The following is a 24,448-nucleotide window of genomic DNA, read 5'->3' as shown; positions in this document are numbered from 1 at the left end:
CACAGAATGAACAGCTATAAAATACGGGAGATCCAACCCAAAGATAACCAACAGGTTAAAAATGTAGTGCAAAGTGTACTGGTAGAAATGGGAGTCCCAAAAGTGGGAACTGCCTATGAAGATGCTTCCCTTGATAATATGTATGCCGAATATGACAAGCCGAAAATGGCATATTTCGTAGTGGAGGAGTCAGGAAAGATCATTGGGGGCGCAGGGATCGCGCCCCTGGCCAATTCAAAGGAGAATATCTGTGAACTTCAAAAAATGTATTTTCTGCCACAGATCCGTGGGAAAGGTGCCGGGGCCGAAATGATGCAAAAGTGTCTTGAATTTGCAAAGGAGCAGGGTTACGAAAAATGCTATCTGGAGACCATGCCTTATATGGAGCACGCGCAGAGACTTTATGCCCGCAGTGGATTCAGGTCACTTGACAAACCCATGGGGGATACGGGGCACTATAACTGCCCGGTATGGATGATAAGGGACCTTTAGATCTATTAGCTTATAATTGTCGATTCAATGACGGTAACCGTTTTTAAAAAACACTTTTTTGAGACTCTTGAAGGAGAATATTCCAAAGAGGAGACCAGTTCCTTCTTTAATATCCTGGCAAACGAATATCTCAAAATGTCACGGTTGGATCTTGCACTGCAGCCTCAAAAAGTTCTTTCTGACACCGAATTCCGGAAATTCGGGGAAGCCCTGGATCGTTTGAAGCAACATGTTCCCATTCAATATATCATTGGGGGAACAGAATTTTTCGGACTAAAATTCAGGGTAAATTCAGAGGTACTTATTCCCAGGCCGGAAACAGAGGAGCTGGTGCAGTGGATCCTGGAGGATCTCAAGGAACAGGGGAAAAAGGAAATCAAGATCCTGGATATTGGCACGGGTAGCGGTTGTATTGCTATCTCCCTGGCCAAAAACCTACCCTGGGCAAGGGTGACGGCAATTGATATTTCTGAAAAGGCTTTGGAGGTCGCAATGGGAAATGCAGAACTTAATAGAGTAAAGGTAGAATTTCTTCCAAAAGACATTCTGAAAACGGAAAGTCTGAAAGAGAACTTTGATATCATAGTTTCAAATCCGCCTTACGTGCGGGAACTTGAAAAAAGAGATATGCATCGCAATGTCCTGGAACATGAACCGGAAACCGCACTTTATGTGAAAGATGAGGATCCTCTACTTTTCTACCGGCAGATCACCCGACTTGCCGCCCGGTCGTTAAAACAGGGTGGACATCTTTATTTTGAGATCAATCAGTACCTGGGCCCGGAAACCGAAAAACTTTTGATTGAAAAAAATTTCATTACCAGCTTAAAAAAGGATATTTTCGGGGTAGACCGCATGCTCAAAGGTATTAAACGATGAAAATAGATCACCTTAAAATATTCACCTCAAACCTTGAGAGGCAGCTGGATTTCTACGAGAAGATACTTGGGCTTCCGGTAAAAAAAGTTTCCGACACTACTATTATAATTCATCTGGGGTATTCTGTGCTCGAAATGGAGCAGGAACCTTCGGCCACACCATACCATATTGCTTTTCACATCCCTGCGCAGCAGGAGGAGAAGGCGCTGTCATGGCTGGAAGAAAAACTCGAGATCCTGGAGGATGACGGAAACAGGATAGTTGATTTTCCTGCCTGGAAGGCAAAATCAGTATATTTTTATGATGCCGATAAAAACATTTTGGAATTTATCTCCCGCAGGGATCTTTTTCCGCCGGTTTCCGAAGAATTTTCAGCAGATAGCATATTGGGAATAAGTGAAATAGGTTTGGCTACAGAGAATGTGGAGGAGAAATTCCGGTTTTTGAACACTAATTTTGGCATTGAAAAATTCAGTGGTGACTATGAAAGATTTTGTGCTTCCGGAGACGATGAAGGCCTCTTTATCATCATAAACAGGAACGAAAAGGACTGGATACCCACGGGAGTTAAGGCTTTTGCCTCTCCCTTTGAAATAAGCCTAACCAGGGAACAAGCAAGCTTTAGCGCTGTTTTCAAAAACGATACATTACAACCTAAATGAAGGCCGAAGAAAAAATAAAAGCGCTGCGGGAAGAACTGCACCACCATAATTATCTTTATTATGTGCTGGATAAACCGGAGATATCTGATTATGACTTTGATCAAAAATTAAAGGAGTTACAGAAGCTGGAGGAAGATCATCCCGAATTTCATGATGACAATTCCCCAACCCTGCGGGTAGGAGGTGCCGTCACCAAGAATTTTGCTACGGTTGTTCATGAACATCGCATGTATTCACTGGATAATTCGTATTCTCAGGAAGACCTCGAAAATTGGGAAAAAAGGATAAGGAAGCAGGTGGACGGGGAAGTAAATTATACCTGTGAATTAAAATATGACGGGGCTTCTATTAATCTTATCTATGAAAAAGGCCGGTTTAAGCAGGCCGTTACCCGGGGCGACGGGGTGCAGGGGGATGATGTTACCAATAATGTAAGGACTATACGCTCGGTCCCTCTTAAATTACAGGGCGATTATCCTCCAAAATTTGAGATAGGCGGGGAGATTGTGCTGCCATATGAAGGTTTTGCACATCTTAATGCAGCCCGGGTTGAGGCAGGAGAAGAACCTTATGCGAATCCGCGAAATACGGCCTCGGGCAGTCTGAAATTACAGGACAGCGCCGAAGTTGCCAGGAGACCCCTTGATTGCCTGCTATATGGTATTAAAGGAAACAATCTTGGAATAAAAACACAATTTGAAAGTCTTGAAAAGGCGAGATCCTGGGGTTTTAAGGTTCCTGAAGAAGCTGTTTTGGCCAAAGATCTTAAAGAGGTCCTGGCCTACATAAATTATTGGGATAAACACCGTCATGACCTGCCCTATGAGACTGATGGGGTGGTGGTAAAGGTAAATGATCTGCATCAACAGGATGAGTTAGGATATACTGCCAAGGCTCCACGGTGGGCGATGGCCTACAAATTCCAGGCAGAGCAGGCGGCGACCAAACTTAAAAAGATCACTTACCAGGTGGGAAGGACCGGTGCGATCACTCCGGTGGCCAATCTCGATCCTGTTCAACTGGGAGGTACGGTAGTCAAAAGGGCTTCCTTACACAATGCAGACCAGATAGAGAAACTGGACATTAGGGAAGGGGACGAGGTCTATGTGGAAAAAGGAGGAGAGATCATCCCCAAGATCGTAGGGGTGAATTTTAAAAAAAGGGATCCACATTCTGAGCCTACAAAATATATTAGCCGGTGTCCTGAATGTGATACACCATTGGTGCGAAATGAAGGGGAAGCAATGCATTACTGCCCTAATTTCAATGGGTGCCCACCCCAGATCATTGGCCGCATTCAGCATTTTATTTCCCGAAAGGCCATGGATATAGAAGGCCTGGGTGGGGAAACGGTAGCTTTACTGGTTAATGAAGGTTTGATAGGCAACTATGCCGACCTGTATGAGCTTAAAAAAGAGCAAATTTTGCCCCTGGAACGTATGGCAGAAAAATCTGCTGAAAATCTGATCTCCGGGATACAGAATTCAAAAAAAATTCCGTTTGAACGGGTGCTGTTCGCCCTGGGAATAAGATACGTGGGGGAGACAGTGGCAAAAAAACTGGCAAGGCATTTCAAGAATATTGATGCGTTAAAGAAAGCTTCCCAACAGGAACTGGAGAATGTTGATGAGATAGGTAGCAGGATCGCAGAAAGTGTGGTTGAATTCTTTGCTTCCGAAGAAAACATTGAAAATATTGAGCGTCTTAAAGGGTACGGATTGCAGCTGGAGATCTCTGCGGAAAAACTGGCAAACCAAACCAATAAGCTGGAAGGACAGACCTTTGTGGTATCAGGAGTTTTTAATATGTCCCGAAATGAGCTGAAAAAACTAATTGAAGACAATGGAGGCAAGGTCTCCGGTTCGATCTCTTCAAAAACCGGGTATGTGGTTGCAGGTGAGAATATGGGCCCCAGCAAACTTGCAAAAGCTGAAGGACTGGGGATTCCCATTATTAATGAAGAAAAATTTCTGAAAATGCTGGATTAGCGAGCTCTAAAAATCTGCACTTAAAATAGCCGAAAGAATAACAGCCAGGATAAGAATGATGGCAAACATTGACTTTTCCTGATAGCAAAGACGGTTATATTTTTCGTAAATCAGTTTCCTTATCATGTGATCTTTTTAAGACATTACACATATTTCTACAGCAGCAGAGGCTGCGGCCCAAAACTACTGCATTGGATAGATTGAGTTCATAATTGACAGAAGTTTAACCCAAGTTTGAGAAATCTCCCGGGTTCTTTAACCGAATTTTAAGTTCTCCTCCTGCACCCTTGGAGATGTTTCCGAAGATTAATTTGAACAATAAAAACTTTTACCTGTTGATTTCCAGGCAGTAAATTTTACAGCAGGAGTGAGAGTCGGTTTTAGACCAGGGTAGCATTCAACCTCTTCCTGATTTCTTAAAATTTTATGGTGCATTTTACAGAAAAAAGGATGCGGAAGGATCATTCTTCGGTCCCGGCCTGTTTTTCTTCTGTAGTCAATAGATTGATAATAGTAGTGAAAAATAAGGAAGTTAATTAAATTTCATCTTTTTCAGATAAAGCTACCGGAGAACTTATGTATAAGGCTCAATAAACGTTTTTTACTTATAGGTTTGGTGATGTAATCATTGCAGCCTGCTTCAAAAGCTTTTTCCTGGTCTCCGGGGGAAGAGTAGGCACTTTGGGCGATGATAGGTACCAGGGGATTAAATTCCCTTATTTTTTTGGTAGCATCTATCCCATTGAGCACGGGCATCTTTATGTCCATCAGGATAAGGGAAAGATCGGGATTTTCTTTGGCGAGGTCGATCACCTGTTTTCCATCTTTTGCCCGCAAAAGAGTGATTTCGGGCTTGTTTAATAATTGCTGAATGAATAAATAACTTATGTTATCATCTTCGGCGATCAACATCTTAATTTTTTCTCCGGATACTTCGGGCATTTCCTTATCGGAATCTATGGGGAAATCTTCCTTTTTGGCAGGGATGAAAGGGATAGAAAAAAAGAAGGTGGTGCCTTTTCCGGGATGAGATTCCAGCCAAAGTTTGCCCTTCAAAACTTCCACGTATGCCTTTACGATAGCGAGACCCAGTCCAGAACCTTCATGCGGCCGGGTTATATTAAGATTGGCCTGCACAAAACGTTCAAAAATCGCTTCCTGGCGCTCCTCCGGTATTCCCACCCCTGTATCTTTGACGTAAAAGACCAGCATTTCCTCCTCCCGGTAAACTCCGAATTCTATAAATCCTTTAGTGGTGAATTTAATGGCATTATTAAGGAGGTTTGTCAGTATATTATCCAGAATGAACTTATCGGTAATTACCGGTGAATCTTCTTCCCCAAGATTGACAGAGAGTTTTAGCTGCAATTTTTTTTCCTCAGCCTGTTGATGAAAGAAATGGAAGTAAAAATCGGTCACCTCAAAGATATCAACTTCAGAATAATGAACGGCTATTTGCCTGGAATCGATCTTGGAGATTTCTATTATGTTATTAATGGTGGCCAGCAATCTTTTTCCGCTTTTGTTGACTATGTCAATATACTTCTGCCGGGAATCAGAATCAAGGTCAGGTTCCTTTAGGAGGTTGAGGAATCCAATGATCCCGTTCATAGGGGTGCGGATCTCATGCGACATGTTCTGCAGAAAAATTGTCTTGAGCCGTTCATTTTCTTCAGCTTTTTCTTTCGCCAGCGTGAGCTGCCGGTTCTTTTGCCAAAGCGCTCGTGTTTTCAGCTTTACCTGATACCGTAACAGGAGTGTGAAAGCAATTATGATCAGGAGAAGTATTATGATGGTCACAAGGAGCCAGAGTACATAGGGAGGAATTCCGGTTCGAAGTACAGGGTCGAACCAGGAATGAAGGATACCATAATATTCGGAGTGTGGATCATTTTTAAGCTGGGCAAGTTTCCTGTCGAAAATTTCTGTCAGAACCGGGTCCACTTGTTTTGGGAAAGCAAAATACAGTTCCGAAGGCCGGAAGATGATCCCGGTGGGGCTGATCATTTTTTCTGAGAACTTCGAAAAATAGAAGAACCTGGAAGCGATCAGTACTTCAATTTCCCCCGATTTTAAAGCACGGACAGATTGTGGATACCCCGGGTATGCCTTTATCTCGTACTTGAGGTCTAGGTTCTCTTTAATGTAACCCCTGAAGAAATCCTCCTGTACGGAGCCGTTAAGAACCCCTATTTTTTTGTTTTCAAGACCTGCCAGGGTATAGATCCTGTTGTCCTTACGGGTATAAGCCTCAAGCCAGGAGTTAAGTACGGGTAAAGAATTAAAAGTGAACAGGGAATCACGTTCCTTAGAAAAGGCTACATCAGGAAGCACATCGATCTTTCCCCGGGAAAGCATCTCTGTCAACTCCTCCCATCTTCCGGGAACATATTTTACTTGCAGATTTTCATCTTTCAGGATACAATCAAGAATATCAATAAAGATTCCGTCAGCTTTTCCCTGTTCATTAATGAACACTTTGGGAGGATTGTGGTAGATCCCAACTCTTATCAATGAAGGTGCTTCTTCCTGTGCCGTGATATTTACCCCGCACCCCAGAAATATCAGAAGAAGTAGCTTGCTGACAATCTTATTCATGTTACATATTCCTGTTCCCCCGGTAGAAAAAAAGCCGGTAGGGTTCCCTTTAATTTAAGGATAAAAAAGAAACTTTTCAGTTTAGCCTGTTCAAACAGAAGAAGGGGGAGGATCATCTCTGTTCTCTATAAAACTACAGAAATTATTAATAACACGCTTATTTGATGCGATTATTAAAAAATATGAACAAATGGCGAATTTTAAAAGAACCATTCATGGATAATGAATCTATACGATAATAGTGGTCCCGTTTTCCATAGTCTTTCCGGTCCTGTCAAAAAAGAAATCTATTCTGCCCAGGTTAACCCCGGCCCAACCCACCTGGTTCACCAAAACATTTTTGCCTTCACTATTTTGGGTTACCGTTGGTTTTTTGAGGAAAGTGTGGGTGTGGCCTCCAATGATCAAGTCAATATCTTTGGTTAATGCGGCAAGTTTGAGATCACTGATTTTCTCGTGCCGGTAATGATAACCAAGGTGGGACAGGCAGATTACCAGGTCACATTTTTCCTGCTTCAGCTGGGTTACGGTTTCCTTTGCCATTTCTACGGGATCAAGATATTGGGTTTCCTTGTAGAGTTTTTTGCCAACCAGGCCTTCCAGTTCTATTCCCAGACCAAACACGCCCACCTTCACACCGTCTTTAAAGAATATTTTGTAAGGTTTCACCTGTCCATCCATGACAGTGTTGGTGAAATCGTAGTTGGCACTTAAGAAAGGAAATTCTGCGTGTGGCAATTGGGCAAGAAGTCCGTCAATGCCATTATCAAAATCATGATTGCCAATAGTTGCGGCATCATATTGTAATTTGCTCATAAGTTTAAACTCCAGCTCCCCGCCATAAAAATTGAAATAAGGAGTTCCCTGGAATATATCCCCGGCATCCAGGAGAAGGGTATTTGGGTTTTCCTTTCTGATGCTTTGGATAAGGCTATATCTTCGGGCAATTCCTCCCTGGTTCGGGAAATCTGCATGGTCGGCATCAAAAGGTTCTATATGGCTATGAACATCGTTGGTGTGAAGAATGGTGATATGTTTCTTTTTTTCTTCCGTAGAAAAGGACATTAGCCCCATACTTCCTATACCGGCTAATGTTCCTGCTGCTGCGGTTTGTTTTATAAAGCTTCTTCTTTTCATTTTATCCTGATAAATCGTTGATCCCTCGCCGGTGCAATAGTATCTTTTTCCCTGAAATAATCAATAAGCAGATTTCTAATCTTGTAATCAAGACTTGTGACAGAGACCGCCCTGGAAAAGAAAACCATATTGTCGCCGCCGTTATACAGGTAATCGTTTGTGGCAACATAATAACTTTTCTCTTTTACAATTGGTTCTCCCTGAATCAAGACTTTCCTGATCTTATTCTCACTGTCTATTTCGAGTTCCAGTCCTGCCACAGGGTGCGCGGTACCAGCATCAAGCAGGTAAGTGATCATTTCATTGATGTGCGTTCCTTTCATTTCAGCCACAACTACTTCATTTTCAAAGGGCATGACCTGGAAAGCCGTACGGGTGGTGATCTCTCCTTTATTGACCGAAGATCTTATTCCGCCATGGTTCAGTAATACGGCATCTATACTTTTACCAGTTCTTTCTTCAAACACAGGGGAAGCTAATTCCATAACGGCATCTGCCATCATGTTCCCTATAGCTGTATTTAGTTCTCCGTCTGTCTTTTGAAGATTATAGGGAGTATAGGCAAGTACAGCGTTCATTTCCCGGTCTATATGTTCCTTGTAGGGGGTTATGAAATTAGTTATGGAGGAATCTGCGGGAATGGAATCTGATATGTTCAGTTGTTTTCCGTTTATTTCTGAAAGTTCCAGATTCCTGCTGTTCCTGCAGGACGAAAGCAGAAGGGGAAAAAGGAGGATGATGACACTTAGGTTTCTCATGCGGAGGCTTGTTCGTGATCTACAAAAGTAATTTTTTCTTCTCCTTTCTTTGGAGTGAAGATCTAATTTTTTTGAATTTTCTGCCGGAATTTCCTACTTTTCAGAACAAAAGGAGGGTGGTAATAAAAATTATCTTATTTTTCACCTAATTTTGATCGCCCTACAGATCAGGAAAAATCGAACATTACTTTATATAGATTCTGTTGAAAGCGAGGCAAAAGGTTTTTGTTTTATTCATTCTTATTGCAGTTCTTTTTATTGTAGGGGCATTTATGGAAATTAAACCCCTTAAGATCGGGGCCAACTACCTGCTTATTCCTACACTCATACTGTATTACAGGTTAAAGACCAGAAAATGGTTCGTGACCATAGTGGTAGCCCTGCTCTTTTTTTACCTGCGGGATATTTTCCTTTTCTATGGTTTTCCCAATTACCCTAATATAGTTATGAGTACTTTTATGATCGGTCTTGCGATCATTTATCTTCTAGCAATTACAGGTTTTCAAAAATCGGAAGTGCATATCGTTGAATGGGTATCCCTATCCATTATGTACCTATTCCTGGTGTTTTTATTTATTACTATTGCAGACCTGGTGCCCCAGGTTATTTCTCCGTATAAATATTCGGCATATACCTACCTTTTCCTTTTAACCCTTTTACTCGCCATTACTTTCACGGGATACCTGCTTAAGTCTCATTATGCTTCGCTGTGGCTGATGCTTGCTTCGGCTTCCCTGCTGGTCTCAGAGCTTTCCCTGTTCTTTAAATTATATGTGGTTGATGATATAAGTGTAAACATGTTCTTTCCATTATTCCATGTGATCACCTACTATGCATTGGTGCAACATGCACTTCACAGAAGAAGGTCGGCGGTCATTCCCCTTGTTTAAAATTTGTGTATTTCATCTGTTTTATTCGCAGTTAATCTTCTCACAGGATATGAGTTGATTTCTGTACAGGTAAAATTTATATATTGCCAATATTTTTAGGGAAAATGAAACAAAAATACTTTTTTGCCTTCCTGGTGATCGCAGCTATTGTGGCAAATTTTATTGGAGTTTTGAAGGATGATTTCTGGCTAAAAAAGAGTGGAGAGTTCCTTTTTATCTTGCCTCTTTTGGGGTATTACCTACGGGACCTGCCTATAAAAAATCTAAACTTCCTGGCTTTCCTTATTTGTGTTGTGGCCGCAAATGGTATGGCTTTTCTGCAGGATTCCTGGTATTTTAATCACATCATTCTGGGACTCTGGCTTGCCTCCTACATTTTTCTGGTAAGGGAGGCGATCAAAAATACCGAATATGAAAGGGGGAGCAGGTTCATGTCTCTTTATTTCATGGTGGTCGTAGCGATCTATACCTACCTCCTGTTCCTTCACATCATGGAAATAGAACGCAGCCTTTCAGATGGACTAATGTTCTCCCTGTATATACTTTACTATCTCAACATCCTTATTTTCGCCATAACGGCACTGGTCTACTACCTGAATTCTTTTTCCCGAAAATCGGTTTTTTTCATGTGTCTTACCCTTTCCTTTATATTTTCTGATGTTTTCAGGGATATGGAAGTGTTTTACTTCAGGGACCTAAGTGTTGAATTGGTGGGATCTCTAATAAGGTTTGCTGCCCTAAAGCTCGTGTTCCTGTTTTTCGTGACAAAGGAAAAGAAACTTCGGCTTTTACATCTGGTCTAGTTAAAAATTCTCTTTCCATCTCTTCTTTTTGTGTTTTAATAATACCTAATTTTGTCCCGTGATAATTTCAGATTTAAAGATAGGAGCCGCCTACAGAAAAGGTGAAGGCAAAAGTGATTCCATCCCGTCCACTATAGATGTGAATATGATCACCAACATAGGGGTGATCCTCGATCATGAGGCTGACGCCCCAAAAGATAGCTTCTTAAAATGGCAGGAGGAGCTGGGAATCCCAGACCGGGATTTCACTATTTTAACCTGTAAAGATAAAAGGCTTAAAACTGATGTTTTTGAGGGTCTGGTTTTTACCATGCAGGACCTGGGGTGGAATGGAAAGATCAAAAATGGGGAAGTAGAGGAGTTCCTTAAACGTCCTTTCGATGTATTGGTCTCTTTTACAAAACATGATAATAAACTGGCAGCTTTACTCGTTTCTCTTTCCCACGCCCGACTCAAAGTAGGGCGGAATACAGAAAAATACAGTGATATGTTCGACCTGATGATAAGTACTGATGCCGATGAAGCTGCTGTTTTCCTGAAAGAACTTAAAAAATATTTACAATACTTAATCAAACAGCATAATGAACAAATTCATAGGCACGGGAGTAGCTTTGATCACTCCTTTTACTGAAGACCTTAAAGTAGATACAGAAGCCCTGAAGAAACTGGTGAATTTCCAGGTGGAGAACGGGATAGATTATATGGTTGTATTGGGAACCACGGGAGAAAGTGCGACCATGAATTCTGAAGAAAAGAGACAGGTCATAGATACTGTGGTTGCCGGGAACAATGGCAGGATTCCTCTTGTTCTTGGGGTTGGAGGAAACTGCACTGGTAAGGTAGTTGAAGAGCTTGAAAAAACAGATCTTTCTGCCTTTGATGCTGTACTTTCAGTTTCCCCTTATTATAACAAACCTTCACAGGAGGGTATCTACCAGCACTATAAGGCTGTGGCGGCTGCTTCAAAGAAACCGGTCATCCTTTACAATGTGCCGGGAAGAACAGGTTCAAACGTGCTTCCCGCCACGGTTAAAAGACTGGCAACAGAAGTGGAGAACATCATAGGAATAAAGGAAGCTGCAGGAGATATGGTGCAGGCAATGAACCTGATCTCTATGGTGCCAAAGGACTTTCTGGTTATTTCGGGAGACGATATGATCACTTTGCCTATGGTGCTTGCCGGGGGGCACGGGGTGATCTCGGTAATAGGACAGGGGTTTCCTGCTGAATTTTCTGAAATGGTGAGACTGGGACTTGACCGGAAAGTAGATGAGGCCTACAAAATACATTATGAAGTTGCTCCATCTATTGATATGATCTTTGCTGAAGGTAACCCTGTGGGAATTAAGGCTCTGCTGGCAAAAAGAGGTATTTGTAAGAATACTTTAAGGCTTCCGCTGGTAAAGTCTACGCAGGAATTGACAAACAAGATCAATTCTTTCGTTGATAATTTCTAGAAATTGACCTGGATATCAAGTGTGCCGAAGGGTGATAAGCCCACCAAATACTGCTGAAACTAAAGTTTTTATAATATGGCAGAAAAGAGTATTTTTGCCAGATGTTAATACCAATAATGAAAAGATTTATCCTCTTATTAAGCCTTGTTTTTGTTGCAACCTCCTGCAGCCAGTATCAAAAAGTTCTCAAGAGCTCAGATACTGCGGTTAAGTATTCTACTGCAGAAAAATTGTACAACGAAGCAAAAGCCGGAGAAGGAAATACTAAAAAGAAGTTCAGGAAGGCGCTACGTCTGTTTGAACAGATCATGCCCGAGTACAGGGGAAAACCCCAGGGGCAGAGACTTAGTTTCCTTTATGCCGATACTTACTATGAGTTAGGAGATCATTACCTGGCAGGTTACCAGTTTGAAAGGTTCACCGAGACCTATCCCCAGAGTGAAAAACTGGAGGAGGCTGCTTTCAAGGGAGCCAAAAGTTATTATAACCTTTCTCCGCGGTATGATCTTGACCAGACAGAAACCCATAAGGCGATCGAAAAATTGCAGGCATTCATCAACCGTTTTCCTGAGAGTGAAAGACTTGATGAAGCTAATGAGCTAATCACAGAGCTACGGGTGAAACTAGAAAGAAAGGCCTATGAAATTGCAAAGCAATATCATCATACCCTTAATTACAAGGCTGCAATAACGGCTTTCAATAATTTCATCCTGGAGTATCCAGGTTCTCCGTTCAGAGAGATGGCTTTCTATTACAAGTTTGATTCTGCTTATCAATATGCTATAAATAGTTATGCTTATGCTATGCCTGAAAGGTTAACTGCCGCCCGTTCTTATTATGAAGATTACAAGCGATACTATCCGCAGGGAGAGTTCACTGCTGAAGCGGAAGCTGCTTTTTCAGATATTGAGGAAAAACAACAAAATTTATAATCAAGAGAAGTAACAATGATAGATTTAAAAAAGACTGATGCGCCTGTGAACACCACAACGCTGGACAAAAATTCAATTGATGCGCCTACCAACAACATTTACGAGGCGATCTCAATTATTTCCAAAAGGGCCACGCAGATCAACTCTGAAATCAAAAAGGAGTTGTTGGAGAAGCTTGATGAATTTGCTACTTACAATGACAGCCTTGACGAGATCTTTGAGAACAAGGAACAGATCGAAGTTTCCAAATTCTATGAGAAACTGCCTAAGCCCCATGCTTTAGCAGTTCAGGAGTGGCTGGATGATAAAATTTACTACCGCAATACCAAAAGCGAAGAATAACCTATGTCTGTATTAAGCGGCAAGAAAATATTACTCGGCGTCACTGCCGGAATTGCCGCTTATAAAACAGCTTTTCTTGTACGTCTTTTCATAAAGGCCGGGGCAGAAGTAAAAGTCATCATGACACCTGCTGCCAAAGAATTTGTCACCCCTCTTACTTTATCCACGCTTTCCAAAAATGAGGTAATTTCATCCTTTACCAGGGAAGAGGATGAAAACGGCATGTGGAACAATCATGTTGAGCTCGGGTTGTGGGCAGATCTCATGCTGGTAGCACCTGCAACAGCGAATACCCTTTCCAAAATGGCGGCCGGCAACAGCGATAACTTCCTGCTGGCCACTTATCTTTCGGCTAAATGTCCGGTATATTTCGCTCCTGCCATGGATCTTGATATGTACAGGCATCCCTCTACCAAAAACAGTTTTGACAGTCTTGTTTCCTTCGGAAATATTATGATCCCTGCAGGAACAGGTGAACTTGCCAGTGGCCTTGTAGGCGAGGGCAGAATGGCAGAGCCCGAAGAGATCGTGCAATTTATTGAAGACCATATTTCTGAAAATCTTCCGCTCAGGAACAAAAAGATACTCATAACTGCGGGTCCTACATACGAAGCCATTGATCCCGTACGTTTTATAGGAAACCATTCCAGCGGAAAAATGGGCTTTGAACTGGCGGCTGCGGCCAATGCCGCGGGTGCTAAAGTAACCCTCATCGCGGGCCCTACACATCTTGAAAACCCAGATCCTGCTATCAATTTGATTCGGGTTCAAAGTGCCCAGGAAATGTATGAGGCTGCTATGGAAAATTTTCCTGAAGTGAATGCAGCAATTGCAGCAGCTGCGGTTTCAGATTACAGGCCAAAGAACGTGGAAAACCAGAAGATCAAAAAAGAAGCAGGGAACCTGCATCTGGAACTGGAACCCACACCGGATATTCTTGCGGCACTGGGAAAAGAAAAAAAGGAGCAGATCCTGGTTGGTTTTGCCCTGGAAACAGAAAATGAAGTGCAGAACGCCCGGGGGAAACTGGAAAAGAAGAACCTGGATTTTATAGTGCTGAATTCGCTCAACGATCCGGGAGCCGGTTTTAAAACCGATACCAATAAAATAAGCATTCTTTTTAGTGACGGCAGAAAAATGGATTTCGGTCTCAAGTCAAAAAAAGAAGTGGCGGGTGATATATTGAAGGAATTAATCGTGGTACTCAATGAATAAGCTGTTTTTTGTTCTCGTCTTCCTTTTGTCAGGTTATTTAAGTTTTGGCCAGGAGCTCAATTGTCAGGTTGTGGTGAATGCCGAACAAACGGGAAGGACCAATGTCACCGTCTTTAAAACCCTGCAAAATTCACTAACCGAATTCATCAACCAGACCAGCTGGACCAACCTTCAGCTTGCTCCGCATGAACGCATCAACTGCAGTATGTTTATCAATATTAGCAGCTATGATGCCGATTCTTTTACAGGAACGATACAGGTGCAGTCTTCCCGGCCGGTTTTTGGATCAACCATGGTAAGTCCTGTCTTCAATTTCAATGATGAACAGTTGGGATTCACCTACACCGAATATGCTCCCTTCACCTTTAATCCCAATAATTTCGATAATAACCTGGTCTCAGTAGTGGCATACTATGTCTACACCATTTTAGGGCTTGATGCAGATACCTTCGAAGAACAGGGAGGGACAAAATATTTTCAGGAAGCAAATAAGATCGTAAACCTCGCACAACAGAGTGCCCGGGTAGGCTGGAAGAGTACAGATGGGAATGCATCCCGGTACAGGCTAAATCAGGATCTTTTATCCAATTCCTTTTCTGAATTTAGAACGGCCATGTACACTTACCACCGCGATGGTCTTGACCGTATGCATATGTCTCCTGCCGAAGGGAAGAAAGGTGTGGCGAAAGCCATTCTGGACCTGGAAAGAATGAATTCCCGCAGACCAAATTCTTTGCTGCTTCGAACCTTTTTTGATGCCAAATCTGATGAGGTCGAACAGGTCTTCAGTGGAGGACCTTCTGTGCAGATCAAGGAGGTAGTGGACGCCCTGAACAACCTGGCACCCACTTTCTCTCACAAATGGGCAAACATTAGGTACTAACCTGAAGTTGTATTTGGGAAGATGGCCCCGAATTTTTAAAAAGCAGGGTCGGGAATAAATCTTTGTATCTTTCTATACAGGTTTGGATTCGAAAAGAATTCTCATGTATCTTTACCTTAAATTTCAATTCTCTTGCTAACAACGCTTTCCATTAAAAATTACGCCCTCATTGAAGATATTCAAATGAATCTTCAGGAAGGTTTTACCATAATTACCGGGGAAACCGGGGCCGGAAAATCAATCATGTTGGGGGCTCTTTCCCTGCTTCTTGGTAAACGTGCCGACTTTAGTGCCATACGTGATCTGGAGAAAAAATGTGTGATAGAAGGAACTTTCAACCTTGCAGCTTATGATCTTACGTCGCTTTTTGCTGCTGAAGATCTTGATTATGAAACTCAAACAATAATTCGCCGGGAGATCCTGCCTTCGGGGAAGTCCAGGGCTTTTATAAATGACACCCCGGCAAACCTTTCTTCCCTTCAGGCGTTAGGGGAGCAGCTGCTCGATATTCACAGTCAGCATGAGACCCTGAGTCTTGGAGACAATGATTATCAATTCCTCGTGATAGATTCTCTGGCTAACAATTCGGGAAACCTTATATCTTACCAGAAATCACTTCAGCAGTTAAAACTGCTTCAGAAGAAACTGCATAATCTTAAAGAGGAGCAGGCGCAGGCGGCAAAAGAATACGATTATAATCTTTTTTTACTGAACGAACTTCAGCAGGCAAAGCTTGAGGAGGGGATGCAGGAGGAACTGGAAGAACGGTACGAAGAACTAAGCAATGTTGAGGAGCTCACAGAGCAACTGGGAAGCGCGGTGAATCATATTCAGCAGGAAGAGATAGGAGCTGCGGCATCTCTGAAAGAGGCGCGAAACAACCTGCAGCGCATCGCTAACATTTCATCTGGTTATCACCAGCTTTTTGATCGTCTGCAAAGCGTCAACATAGAACTTGACGACATCGCCACCGAACTGGAAGCTACACTTGAAAAAGTAGAGGCCAATCCTGAAGAACTGGCAAAGGTAAATGACAAATTACAGGTTTTGTACAACCTTCAGAAAAAACACATGGTTTCCACAGTTACCGAATTGAAGGAAATTCAGGAGACCCTGACTGAGAAGGTAAGTCTTTCAGAAAACGCTGAAGAAGAGATCGCGAAGGCAGAGAAAGCCATCGCTGAACAAAGAAAAGAGCTTACAACATTTGCCTCTGAATTACATAAATCCAGGAAATCTGTCATTCCGGTATTCATTAAAGAGGTAGAACTTATTCTCGCAGACCTTGGGATGCCAAATGCTACGCTGAAAATTGAACTTAAGGAACAGCAGGAGTTTTTCCCTAACGGGCAGGATAAAATGAACTGGCTGCTTTCAGCCAACAAGGGCGGAAGTTATAATGATATTAAAAAAGCAGCATCAGGCGGCGAATTATCCAGGATCATGCTTGCCGTAAAGAGTATCCTGGCCACCTACAGCAAACTTCCTACGATCATTTTCGATGAGATAGATACGGGGGTTTCAGGGGACATTGCTCAGAAAATGGCCGTGATCCTGCAGAAGATGGGTGAGGTGATGCAGGTAATTGCGATTACCCACCTTCCGCAGATAGCCGGAAAAGGGGATTCCCATTTTAGGATCTATAAAGAAGATGCAGCTAACAGTACCATTACCAATATAAAGGAATTGAAAAAGGAGGAGCGGGTAGAAGAACTTGCGATGATGTTGGGCGGCAAAAACATTACCGATTCCGCCGTGGCCCACGCAAAAGCGCTGTTAAATTAAAAGATGTTTATTATATTTACCCGCTTAACAGAAACCAAAAAAATAAACCATGTCTTATAATCTACTCAAAGGAAAAAAAGGGATCATCTTTGGTGCCCTGGATGAAAACTCGATCGCCTGGAAAACCGCCATGCGTGTGCATGAGGAAGGCGGACAGTTCGTTCTTACCAATGCCCCTATAGCGATGAGAATGGGTAATATAAAAGACCTGGCTGAGAAAACCGGGGCTGAGATCATTCCGGCCGATGCCACCAGCGTTGAAGACCTTGATAACCTGGTAGAGAAAGCCATGGAAATTCTTGGAGGAAAGCTTGATTTTGTTTTGCATTCCATCGGGATGTCTGTGAATGTGAGAAAAGGAAACCACTATACCAATATGAACTACGACTATACCACGAAAGGTTGGGACGTGTCGGCAGTTTCTTTCCATAAGACCATGCAGAGCCTTTATAAAAAAGATGCAATGAATGAGTGGGGAAGTATTATGGCCCTTTCCTATATCGCCGCCCAAAAGGTTTTTCCAGATTACAATGACATGGCCGATAACAAAGCTTATCTTGAATCTATTGCCCGTAGTTTTGGATATTTCTTCGGAAAAGAGAAAAACGTACGGGTAAATACCATTTCACAATCTCCAACTCCTACTACAGCAGGTACCGGAGTAAAAGGTTTTGATGGGTTTATCGCTTACGCAGATAAAATGTCTCCCCTGGGAAATGCTACGGGAATGGATTGTGCAAATTATATCATCACCCTTTTCTCAGACCTTACCAAAAGAGTGACCCTGCAAAATCTCTATAATGACGGAGGTTTTTCAAATATGGGCGTGAGCCAGCAGGTGATGGAGGCCTTTATTAATGGCCAGGAAGAGTAGCTAATTCAAACTATATATGTTGAGGGAGGCCGTGAAGTATTAATATTCACGGCCTTCTTTTATTTATGCCATGCCCGGCTCATTTCTTTCATACATTTGTGACATGAAGCTTAATTATTCCTTTGTCATCCCCGTCTATAATCGGCCTCAGGAAATCAAGGAACTGCTGTTGAGTATGCAGCAACTTGATTTCCCGCGTTCATTTGAGATCGTGATCGTGGAGGACGGTTCTACAGAGACTGCGGCAGAGGTAGTGCAGAATTTTGAGGATTCGCTGAATATTACCTACCTGACTAAACCCAATTCGGGACCGGGGGATTCCCGAAACTACGGAATGAAAAGGGCGAAAGGAGATTATTTTTTAATTCTTGATTCTGATGTCATTCTTCCTGAGCCTTATCTCACAGAGGTTGACACAGAACTTACCGCCGGTTTCGTTCACTGTTTTGGCGGGCCCGACGCTGCACATGAGAGTTTTACGGCTGTTCAGAAAGCCATTAACTTCACCATGACCTCATTTTTAACCACGGGAGGCATTCGGGGTGGGCAGAAAAGGGTAGGTTCCTTTCAACCGAGGAGCTTCAATATGGGTCTTTCAAGGGAGGCATTTGAAAAAAGCGGTGGCTTTGGCAGGATCCACCCCGGTGAGGATCCAGATCTGGTGCTGCGGCTTTGGAAGATGGGTTATAAGACCAGGTTGTTTCCCGATGCTTTTGTGTACCATAAGCGAAGAATAGACTGGAAGAAATTCTATACCCAGGTTAATAAATTCGGATTGGTGCGGCCTGTTTTAAACCAATGGCATCCAGAGTCGGCTAAGGCCACCTATTGGTTTCCTACTTTGTTTACTTCCGGTTTATTTTTGAGCATTGTGCTAATGGGGTTAGGCTATTCTCTCTTTTTATTTCTCTACCTGGGGTACTTTTTATTGATCTTTCTGGATTCCTTCAGGAGTAATCGTGATCTTAAGATCGCGGTTTATTCAGTTTGGGCAGCTCTTTTGCAATTTTTAGGATACGGGCTTGGTTTCTGCAGATCTACCTGTTATATTAGGTTTTTTAATGAACCCCCTGAAAAGAGGTTTCCGAAACTATTTTTTCAGCATGCTAAAAAAGACTAAATCCGGGACCAGGAGAAGGTTTAAAAAGACCGATATCAACTCCTTCATCTTCTTTCTCGTTTTTGCTGTGGTGATCTGGATTTTTGTGCAGTTCTCAAAGCAGTATAATGAAGTGATCAATATACCTGTGCAGTATGTAAATATACCGCCAGACATAATGCTGGCTGATGACAACCCACGCATTCTAAAACTCAGAATGGAGAAAACAGGCTTTAAGATCGCCTGGTATTCCCTTTTTCCACCAACCTTAAATGTAGATGTTTCCAGAGCCGCTGAACAGGATGGGAAACTTCTGTATTTCATTGATGAGAACCGGAGTGATATCATTTCCCAACTGGACATTGATTTTGACGACAGCCGGTTTGTGAAAGATGTGCTGGCCATCAATTTTCAGCAGAAAAAGGAAAAGAAGCTAAAGGTAATTCCCAGGGTTGAGATCGAATTCGCAGTTGGTTATTCGGCAAGGGAGGCTTTGCAAACAGAACCTGATTCGGTGGTGGTGAGCGGCCCTGATGGCCTGCTCGATACCCTTTCTGTACTCTATACTGAAAAATTGAGTCTCAGTAAGGTCAAAAGTGATGTATCAGGAACAGTAAAGATCGATACCAGCGGAATGAGGGGACTTACCTTATACAGACCTTCCATAAACTATGAAGTTGAGGTAGAAAAATTTACCGAAGGTAGTGTGAGGGTACCCATAGAGCTTATAAATGTGCCCGAGGATCTCAACGTGGTCATATTTCCCAAAGAAACCTTGTTGTTCTTCCAGGTGAACCTACAGGATTACTCAAAAGTAAGTCCTTCCGATTTTAGGGTGGTGGCGAACTTTGATGGTTTGCAGAAAGACCAGGACTTCCTGATTCCCGAGATTGTTCAAAAACCTGATTTTACAGCCAATTTGCGCATTAACGAGAAAAAGATCCAATTTATCATCAAGAAATGAAAGTACTGGGCTTGACCGGGGGAATAGGAAGCGGAAAAACAACCGTAGCAAATTTTTTCCGAGAATTGGGGGTTCCGGTCTATATTGCAGATGATGAAGCCAAAGAATTAATGAATTCCGATCCCGGGGTTAAGAAGGCAATAACCGAAATATTTGGAGAAAATTCCTACACTTCGAATGGCCTGGATAGAAAATATTTAGCGGATAGGGTTTTTAAAAGTAAAGAATTGCTGGAGAAATTAAATGCCATTGTACACCCGGCAGTAAACAGGCATTTTGAGGAGTGGAAGAGTAAACAACAATCTGCATACGTCGTCTATGAAGCAGCTATTTTATTTGAGAAAGGGGGATCTGAAAAATGTGATTTCACCCTTTTGATCACCGCCCCGCATGAAGTGAAAATCGAGCGGCTCCTGCAGAGGGATAACTCAAGTCTTGAAGAAATAGAAGCAAGAATGGAGAATCAATGGAGCGACGAAAAAAAAGCTGCATTGGCAAACTTCATTATAGAAAATAATGATCTTTCCCGCACCCGTCAGGAGGTGCGAAATATTCACTTAATTATGCTGCAGAGCGCGTAAATTCTAGGTTTCTTTTGTTAACATTTGGTTAAATGCTTAAAAGGCTAAATGTTAAAATCATACTTTTGAGATATGAACAAAAAGATATTTTTTCTTTTGGTGGTACTCATGAGTCTCTCCCTAATAGGAATCATATTTGTTCAGGGATATTGGATAAAAAACACCGTTGAAAGTAAGGAGGAACAATTCTCTTTTAACGCCAAGCAAATATTACGCAGAGTAGCGAGTGAAGTGGAGAACAAGGAGCTTGAGAATTACTACTTTGCCCTGCAGGAGGTTGTCGATAGTCTGGGTGTAGAACCTGACAGTTCGATAATGAGTGAGATCTTCCAGGTACAGCGAGACGAATTTTCAAACGAAATTCAGGTTTATTCGCATGGTATCATTGAAGAAGATTATAAGCTCTCTACTGCATTTTTGGATGCAGCCATAGATACCATACATTTCAAGAAATTGATAAACAGTAAGGTGTCTAAGCTTGTGAAAAACGATAGTCTGAACGAAAATTCGCTCTCCACCCCCGGCAGGATCAACCGCATGTTTAGAATGGAGGATGTGGAGAAGGAATTTATTAGGTCAACAGTTAGTGAGTATACCAGTAGAATACCAATTCATAACAGGGTTTCCGGAGAGTATCTGGAAAGTCTTATTAGTAAGGAATTGAGCAACAGGGGAATGAATACCTCTTTTGAATACGGGGTCTATGGAAATGGTTTGGCGACAAAAGTAAAATCTGAGGATTTTAAACTTAATTCCAGGACAACCTACAGGGTGCCCTTGTTCTCAAGAGATAATGGGACCAACAATTACCAGCTTTTTGTGAATTTCACAGAGAAGAAACAGGTAGTATTGTCTTCTATTACCCTTATGGCTGCATTGTCTATCATATTTACATTGATCATTGTGATAGCATATTCCAGTGCCCTATCTCAATTGATAAGGCAAAGGCAGATATCTGAGATCAAGACAGATTTCATCAATAACATGACCCACGAGTTCAAGACCCCTATTGCGACAATCAACCTGGCCCTTGATGCCATCAAGAATCCTAAGATCAAGAATGATCCTGAAAAGGTTGAACATTATCACAGGATGATACGGGATGAGAACAAAAGGATGCATGCACAGGTTGAGAATGTACTTAGGATCTCAAGACTTGAAAAGAACGAACTTGATCTTAAAAAGGAGCGTCTTGACCTCCATGAAATAATTGAAGAGGCGATCACGCACATAGAATTGATCGTAGAAGACAGGGACGGATATATACAGACGCATTTTGCTGCGCTTAAATCCTCCATCCTGGCTAACCAGATGCACTTTACAAATGTAATCGTAAATATTCTGGACAACGCGGTGAAATATTCCCCGGAGGAACCCAAGATTGACATCTATACAGAGAACGTCAAGAATTACATTGTAATGAAGATAAGAGACCAGGGAAGTGGAATGACAAGACCGGTCCAGAAAAAAGTTTTTGAAAAATTCTATCGCGAACACACCGGTGATATCCACAATGTGAAGGGTCACGGTTTAGGCTTAGCCTATGTGAAGCGAATCCTTGACGACCACCACGGAAGTATTAGCGTGGAAAGTGAAAAAGGAAAAGGAAGTACATTTATAATCAAATTACCATTAATATCTTAAAAATTAACTACCACTAATATCTTACTTTATGGAAACTGAAAATAAAAAGATTTTACTAGTTGAAGATGATCCAAACTTCGGAACGGTATTGAAAGATTACCTCGCAATGAACGATTATGAGGTAACCCATGCTAAGAACGGAATGGAAGGCTTTGAGAAATTCAAGAAAGATGACTTTGACCTTTGTATCCTTGATGTGATGATGCCTTATAAGGATGGGTTTACCCTTGCTAAAGAGATCAGGGAGAAAAATGAAGATATTCCTATTATCTTCCTTACGGCTAAAGCCATGAAAGAAGATGTTCTGAAAGGATATAAAGTAGGGGCAGATGATTACCTGAATAAACCTTTTGATTCTGAGGTACTGCTTATGAAGATCAAAGCCATTATGCAGCGTAAAGCTACAGATAGCGTGGCCGATAGTAAGCAGTTTGAATTCCAGATAGGGGATTTTCATCTTAATTCAAAACTCAGGTTCCTTACTTTTAGAGATGAAGAACCATCTAAACTCTCACCTAAAGAGAACGAATTACTGCGTCTTCTGGCTTTACATGAGAACGATCTTATGCCAAGGGAACTAGCTCTTACCAAGATCTGGAGAGATGACAACTACTTTACTTCCAGAAGTATGGACGTATATATCGCCAAATTGAGAAAGTATCTTAAGAAGGATGAGAACGTGGAGATACTGAATATCCACGGGGAAGGTTTCAGGCTGGTTATACGAAACAAGGAAGAAGCCGCGAGTTAATTCCCGGTAAGTAATATTTCAGTTTCTAACAGGACCTGGTCCCGGAAAATTTTCGGGATGAGGTCCTGTTTACGTATGTTAACAATTTCTTGTAGGGGTCTGCGTTAACTATTTTTATATTTACTACTTAACCGTCATTCAATGAGGGGATTCCCCAACATACACCTGCAACACCTGCTTGCCGTACTATCACGGCATTTTTTGGGTTGTGGGGGTAGGAAAGGAGTCTTTCTTCTATTTCTTCTTTTATTTTCAATTGTTTCGTTTGGACAGGATGGTGTGAACATTACAAGCACCGAATCACCTGGCCCTACATCCTCTAATCCCATACCTATTGACATAAGATTTGAAGAAGCAGTTAATTCTATAGACGATTCTGCACTTGAAATTATCAATGGTTCTTTAGGAAATCTACAGAGGGTTGATCCAACTTTCAAGTTTAATGGACCAAAAGGAGACTTAACAAATTTTAGAATTGACAAAACCTTAAACGAAATCCTGGATGACATTGGAGGTATTTTAGGTTTAGGAAACCTTGGGCCATATCTTGAGGAACAATTATCTGAAGCCGTTATAAGTATTGATTTTAACGGAAATGATAATCTTTTTTATTTAACCTATGGCAATGGTCTGTATGAATTTGGAAATCCTGTTCCTGTTATCTCTGCCGATAAATTTGAAACACCTTTAGATTTTGTAATTAATAGAGCAAATGGGAATATCTACGTGGCAGATCATGGAAAGAAACAAATTTTAGTTTTTAATAATTCTTTTGAGTTAATAAACGAAATAGGAGCAGGTACAGATGCCGAAAGTAATGATCCACGTGGTACATCTGGACTGGCTCTGGATAGTGATGGAAATATTTACAATGCAGACAATTACACGGGTAATAAAACTGGGAATTTCGATGCTATCAAGATTTATTCTCCAGATGGTAATTGGATTCATACTATCGACAACTTTAAAGGAGACCCCATCAGGGATCCGTTAAGAATTGCTGTTGATATTAATGGAAATATCTTTTTAAGTGATGCGGGTGGAAATAATGGCAGGGTATTAATATATGATAAGAACTACAATCCAGTAACGATAATAAATCAAGAGGTACAGGGCAGTCCAGGAAGTTTAATGACAGATGCCTATGGATATTTATATGTGGCAGATTTTGCTGATGATTTTGATTTGAATGCTCTGTTCAACGATCCATTAGATTTGTTAGATAGTTTTGCAGGAATTGATAGCGGAAATTTTGATATTAAAGTCTATGACCCTCAGGATAACTATAGTTTAGCCGGCAGTTTTTCTTCAGAAAACCTTGATCTCCCGATTGATTTAGCCATAAATGATTGTGGAAGAATTTATGTCAACAATATGGATTTGGTCATAAGATCATTAGATATAGGAAAAATTGGTAATTATCCTATCCCAAATGATGTTGATGTGGAGTTCCATTTTTCACTAAAGGAATTTAAGAGACAGGATAATTTTACTGCCAATATAATACCTGAAGAAGAGGGACTGGTTGAAGTTAAAATAAATAAGCCCTTATTTCTTTGTGATCCACAGCCTAATGGAGAATTTTCAATTGAGTATCAAAAGGAACAGAAAAACACGGCACCTGAAGCTGAGCCCGATGATTTCTATACTACACAGGAAAATGTAACACTTTCAGTTTCTAAAACAGATGGAGTTTTAGCGAATGACAAAGATG

23 protein-coding genes are annotated in these 24,448 nt (G+C 41.7%); 20 read left to right on the top strand and 3 right to left on the bottom strand.

Going from position 1 to position 24,448, the window contains the following annotated elements; all coding sequences use genetic code 11:
* Nucleotides 1-6: 6 nt before the first annotated feature.
* Genes ACFSTG_RS14655 through ligA form a run of 4 tightly spaced genes read left to right on the top strand, consistent with a single transcriptional unit; the run spans nt 7 to nt 4,021 of the window.
* Nucleotides 7-492, top strand: a complete 486-nt coding sequence (locus ACFSTG_RS14655) for a GNAT family N-acetyltransferase (RefSeq protein WP_380754843.1) — start codon at nt 7-9, stop codon at nt 490-492.
* 27 nt (nt 493-519) lie between these two features.
* Entirely contained in the window at nt 520-1,371 is an 852-nt protein-coding gene (prmC, locus tag ACFSTG_RS14650) for a peptide chain release factor N(5)-glutamine methyltransferase (protein ID WP_380754841.1), read from the top strand.
* Nucleotides 1,368-2,033 (top strand): VOC family protein, encoded by a 666-nt coding sequence (locus ACFSTG_RS14645; protein WP_380754839.1) that lies wholly within the window; start codon nt 1,368-1,370, stop codon nt 2,031-2,033. The genes prmC and ACFSTG_RS14645 overlap by 4 nt, the downstream gene beginning before the upstream one ends.
* Nucleotides 2,030-4,021 carry an NAD-dependent DNA ligase LigA gene (ligA, locus tag ACFSTG_RS14640; protein WP_380754836.1) on the top strand — a complete coding sequence of 664 codons (1,992 nt, stop codon included), beginning with the start codon at nt 2,030-2,032 and terminating at the stop codon, nt 4,019-4,021. Before ACFSTG_RS14645 ends, ligA begins: the two co-directional genes overlap by 4 nt.
* Before the next feature lie 552 nt (nt 4,022-4,573).
* On the opposite strand, the gene ACFSTG_RS14635 is transcribed toward ligA, so the two are convergent.
* The 3 genes from ACFSTG_RS14635 to ACFSTG_RS14625 all read right to left on the bottom strand — a co-directional run bounded on the left by ACFSTG_RS14635 (nt 4,574) and on the right by ACFSTG_RS14625 (nt 8,514).
* Nucleotides 4,574-6,619 (bottom strand): ATP-binding protein, encoded by a 2,046-nt coding sequence (locus tag ACFSTG_RS14635; RefSeq protein WP_380754833.1) that lies wholly within the window; start codon nt 6,617-6,619, stop codon nt 4,574-4,576.
* Nucleotides 6,620-6,847: 228 nt separating this feature from the next.
* On the bottom strand, nt 6,848-7,756 hold the full coding sequence (locus tag ACFSTG_RS14630) for a bifunctional metallophosphatase/5'-nucleotidase (protein WP_380754829.1): 909 nt from the start codon (nt 7,754-7,756) through the stop codon (nt 6,848-6,850).
* Nucleotides 7,753-8,514, bottom strand: coding sequence for a 5'-nucleotidase C-terminal domain-containing protein (locus ACFSTG_RS14625; RefSeq protein ID WP_380754824.1), 762 nt, complete (start codon nt 8,512-8,514; stop codon nt 7,753-7,755). Before ACFSTG_RS14625 ends, ACFSTG_RS14630 begins: the two co-directional genes overlap by 4 nt.
* A 272-nt stretch (nt 8,515-8,786) precedes the next feature.
* Between ACFSTG_RS14625 and ACFSTG_RS14620 the strand changes: the two genes are divergently transcribed.
* From ACFSTG_RS14620 to ACFSTG_RS14545, 16 genes are all read left to right on the top strand, one after another.
* Nucleotides 8,787-9,404 carry a hypothetical protein gene (locus tag ACFSTG_RS14620; RefSeq protein ID WP_380754820.1) on the top strand — a complete coding sequence of 206 codons (618 nt, stop codon included), beginning with the start codon at nt 8,787-8,789 and terminating at the stop codon, nt 9,402-9,404.
* Between the two features lie 104 nt (nt 9,405-9,508).
* The gene (locus ACFSTG_RS14615) at nt 9,509-10,207 is read left to right on the top strand and encodes a hypothetical protein (protein ID WP_380754813.1); all 699 of its coding nucleotides are present in this window, start codon (nt 9,509-9,511) and stop codon (nt 10,205-10,207) included.
* Between the two features lie 58 nt (nt 10,208-10,265).
* A complete protein-coding gene (locus ACFSTG_RS14610; protein ID WP_380754806.1) occupies nt 10,266-10,838 on the top strand; it encodes a DUF6913 domain-containing protein in 573 nt (190 codons plus the stop codon).
* Nucleotides 10,789-11,664 carry a 4-hydroxy-tetrahydrodipicolinate synthase gene (dapA, locus tag ACFSTG_RS14605; protein WP_380754800.1) on the top strand — a complete coding sequence of 292 codons (876 nt, stop codon included), beginning with the start codon at nt 10,789-10,791 and terminating at the stop codon, nt 11,662-11,664. The genes ACFSTG_RS14610 and dapA overlap by 50 nt, the downstream gene beginning before the upstream one ends.
* 116 nt (nt 11,665-11,780) lie before the next feature.
* Complete coding sequence (locus ACFSTG_RS14600) at nt 11,781-12,596, top strand: outer membrane protein assembly factor BamD (RefSeq protein ID WP_380754795.1); 816 nt, start codon at nt 11,781-11,783, stop codon at nt 12,594-12,596.
* A 15-nt stretch (nt 12,597-12,611) separates the two neighbouring features.
* Nucleotides 12,612-12,938 (top strand): DNA-directed RNA polymerase subunit omega, encoded by a 327-nt coding sequence (locus ACFSTG_RS14595; RefSeq protein ID WP_380754791.1) that lies wholly within the window; start codon nt 12,612-12,614, stop codon nt 12,936-12,938.
* 3 nt (nt 12,939-12,941) lie between these two features.
* On the top strand, nt 12,942-14,153 hold the full coding sequence (coaBC, locus tag ACFSTG_RS14590; protein WP_380754788.1) for a bifunctional phosphopantothenoylcysteine decarboxylase/phosphopantothenate--cysteine ligase CoaBC: 1,212 nt from the start codon (nt 12,942-12,944) through the stop codon (nt 14,151-14,153).
* Entirely contained in the window at nt 14,146-15,036 is an 891-nt protein-coding gene (gene porD, locus ACFSTG_RS14585) for a type IX secretion system protein PorD (RefSeq protein ID WP_380754785.1), read from the top strand. Before coaBC ends, porD begins: the two co-directional genes overlap by 8 nt.
* Before the next feature lie 132 nt (nt 15,037-15,168).
* Complete coding sequence (gene recN / locus ACFSTG_RS14580; protein ID WP_380754782.1) at nt 15,169-16,821, top strand: DNA repair protein RecN; 1,653 nt, start codon at nt 15,169-15,171, stop codon at nt 16,819-16,821.
* A gap of 49 nt (nt 16,822-16,870) precedes the next feature.
* Entirely contained in the window at nt 16,871-17,695 is an 825-nt protein-coding gene (locus ACFSTG_RS14575) for an enoyl-ACP reductase FabI (protein WP_380754779.1), read from the top strand.
* A 103-nt stretch (nt 17,696-17,798) separates the two neighbouring features.
* Nucleotides 17,799-18,815, top strand: a complete 1,017-nt coding sequence (locus tag ACFSTG_RS14570) for a glycosyltransferase (protein WP_380754776.1) — start codon at nt 17,799-17,801, stop codon at nt 18,813-18,815.
* Nucleotides 18,799-19,758 (top strand): YbbR-like domain-containing protein, encoded by a 960-nt coding sequence (locus tag ACFSTG_RS14565; RefSeq protein WP_380754773.1) that lies wholly within the window; start codon nt 18,799-18,801, stop codon nt 19,756-19,758. The genes ACFSTG_RS14570 and ACFSTG_RS14565 overlap by 17 nt, the downstream gene beginning before the upstream one ends.
* On the top strand, nt 19,755-20,339 hold the full coding sequence (gene coaE / locus ACFSTG_RS14560) for a dephospho-CoA kinase (protein ID WP_380754770.1): 585 nt from the start codon (nt 19,755-19,757) through the stop codon (nt 20,337-20,339). The genes ACFSTG_RS14565 and coaE overlap by 4 nt, the downstream gene beginning before the upstream one ends.
* Before the next feature lie 72 nt (nt 20,340-20,411).
* Complete coding sequence (locus tag ACFSTG_RS14555; protein ID WP_380754767.1) at nt 20,412-21,983, top strand: sensor histidine kinase; 1,572 nt, start codon at nt 20,412-20,414, stop codon at nt 21,981-21,983.
* Nucleotides 21,984-22,011: 28 nt separating this feature from the next.
* Nucleotides 22,012-22,734 (top strand): response regulator transcription factor, encoded by a 723-nt coding sequence (locus ACFSTG_RS14550; protein WP_380754764.1) that lies wholly within the window; start codon nt 22,012-22,014, stop codon nt 22,732-22,734.
* A gap of 141 nt (nt 22,735-22,875) precedes the next feature.
* Nucleotides 22,876-24,448: NHL repeat-containing protein (locus tag ACFSTG_RS14545; protein ID WP_380754761.1), on the top strand; the 1,573-nt coding region annotated here is incomplete at its 3' end.

The organism is Salinimicrobium flavum, from assembly GCF_042684505.1.
In the GTDB taxonomy this organism is placed as follows: domain Bacteria; phylum Bacteroidota; class Bacteroidia; order Flavobacteriales; family Flavobacteriaceae; genus Salinimicrobium; species Salinimicrobium flavum.
The sequence above is the reverse complement of the archived record's forward strand: the minus strand, read 5'-3'. Positions and strand labels throughout refer to the sequence as shown.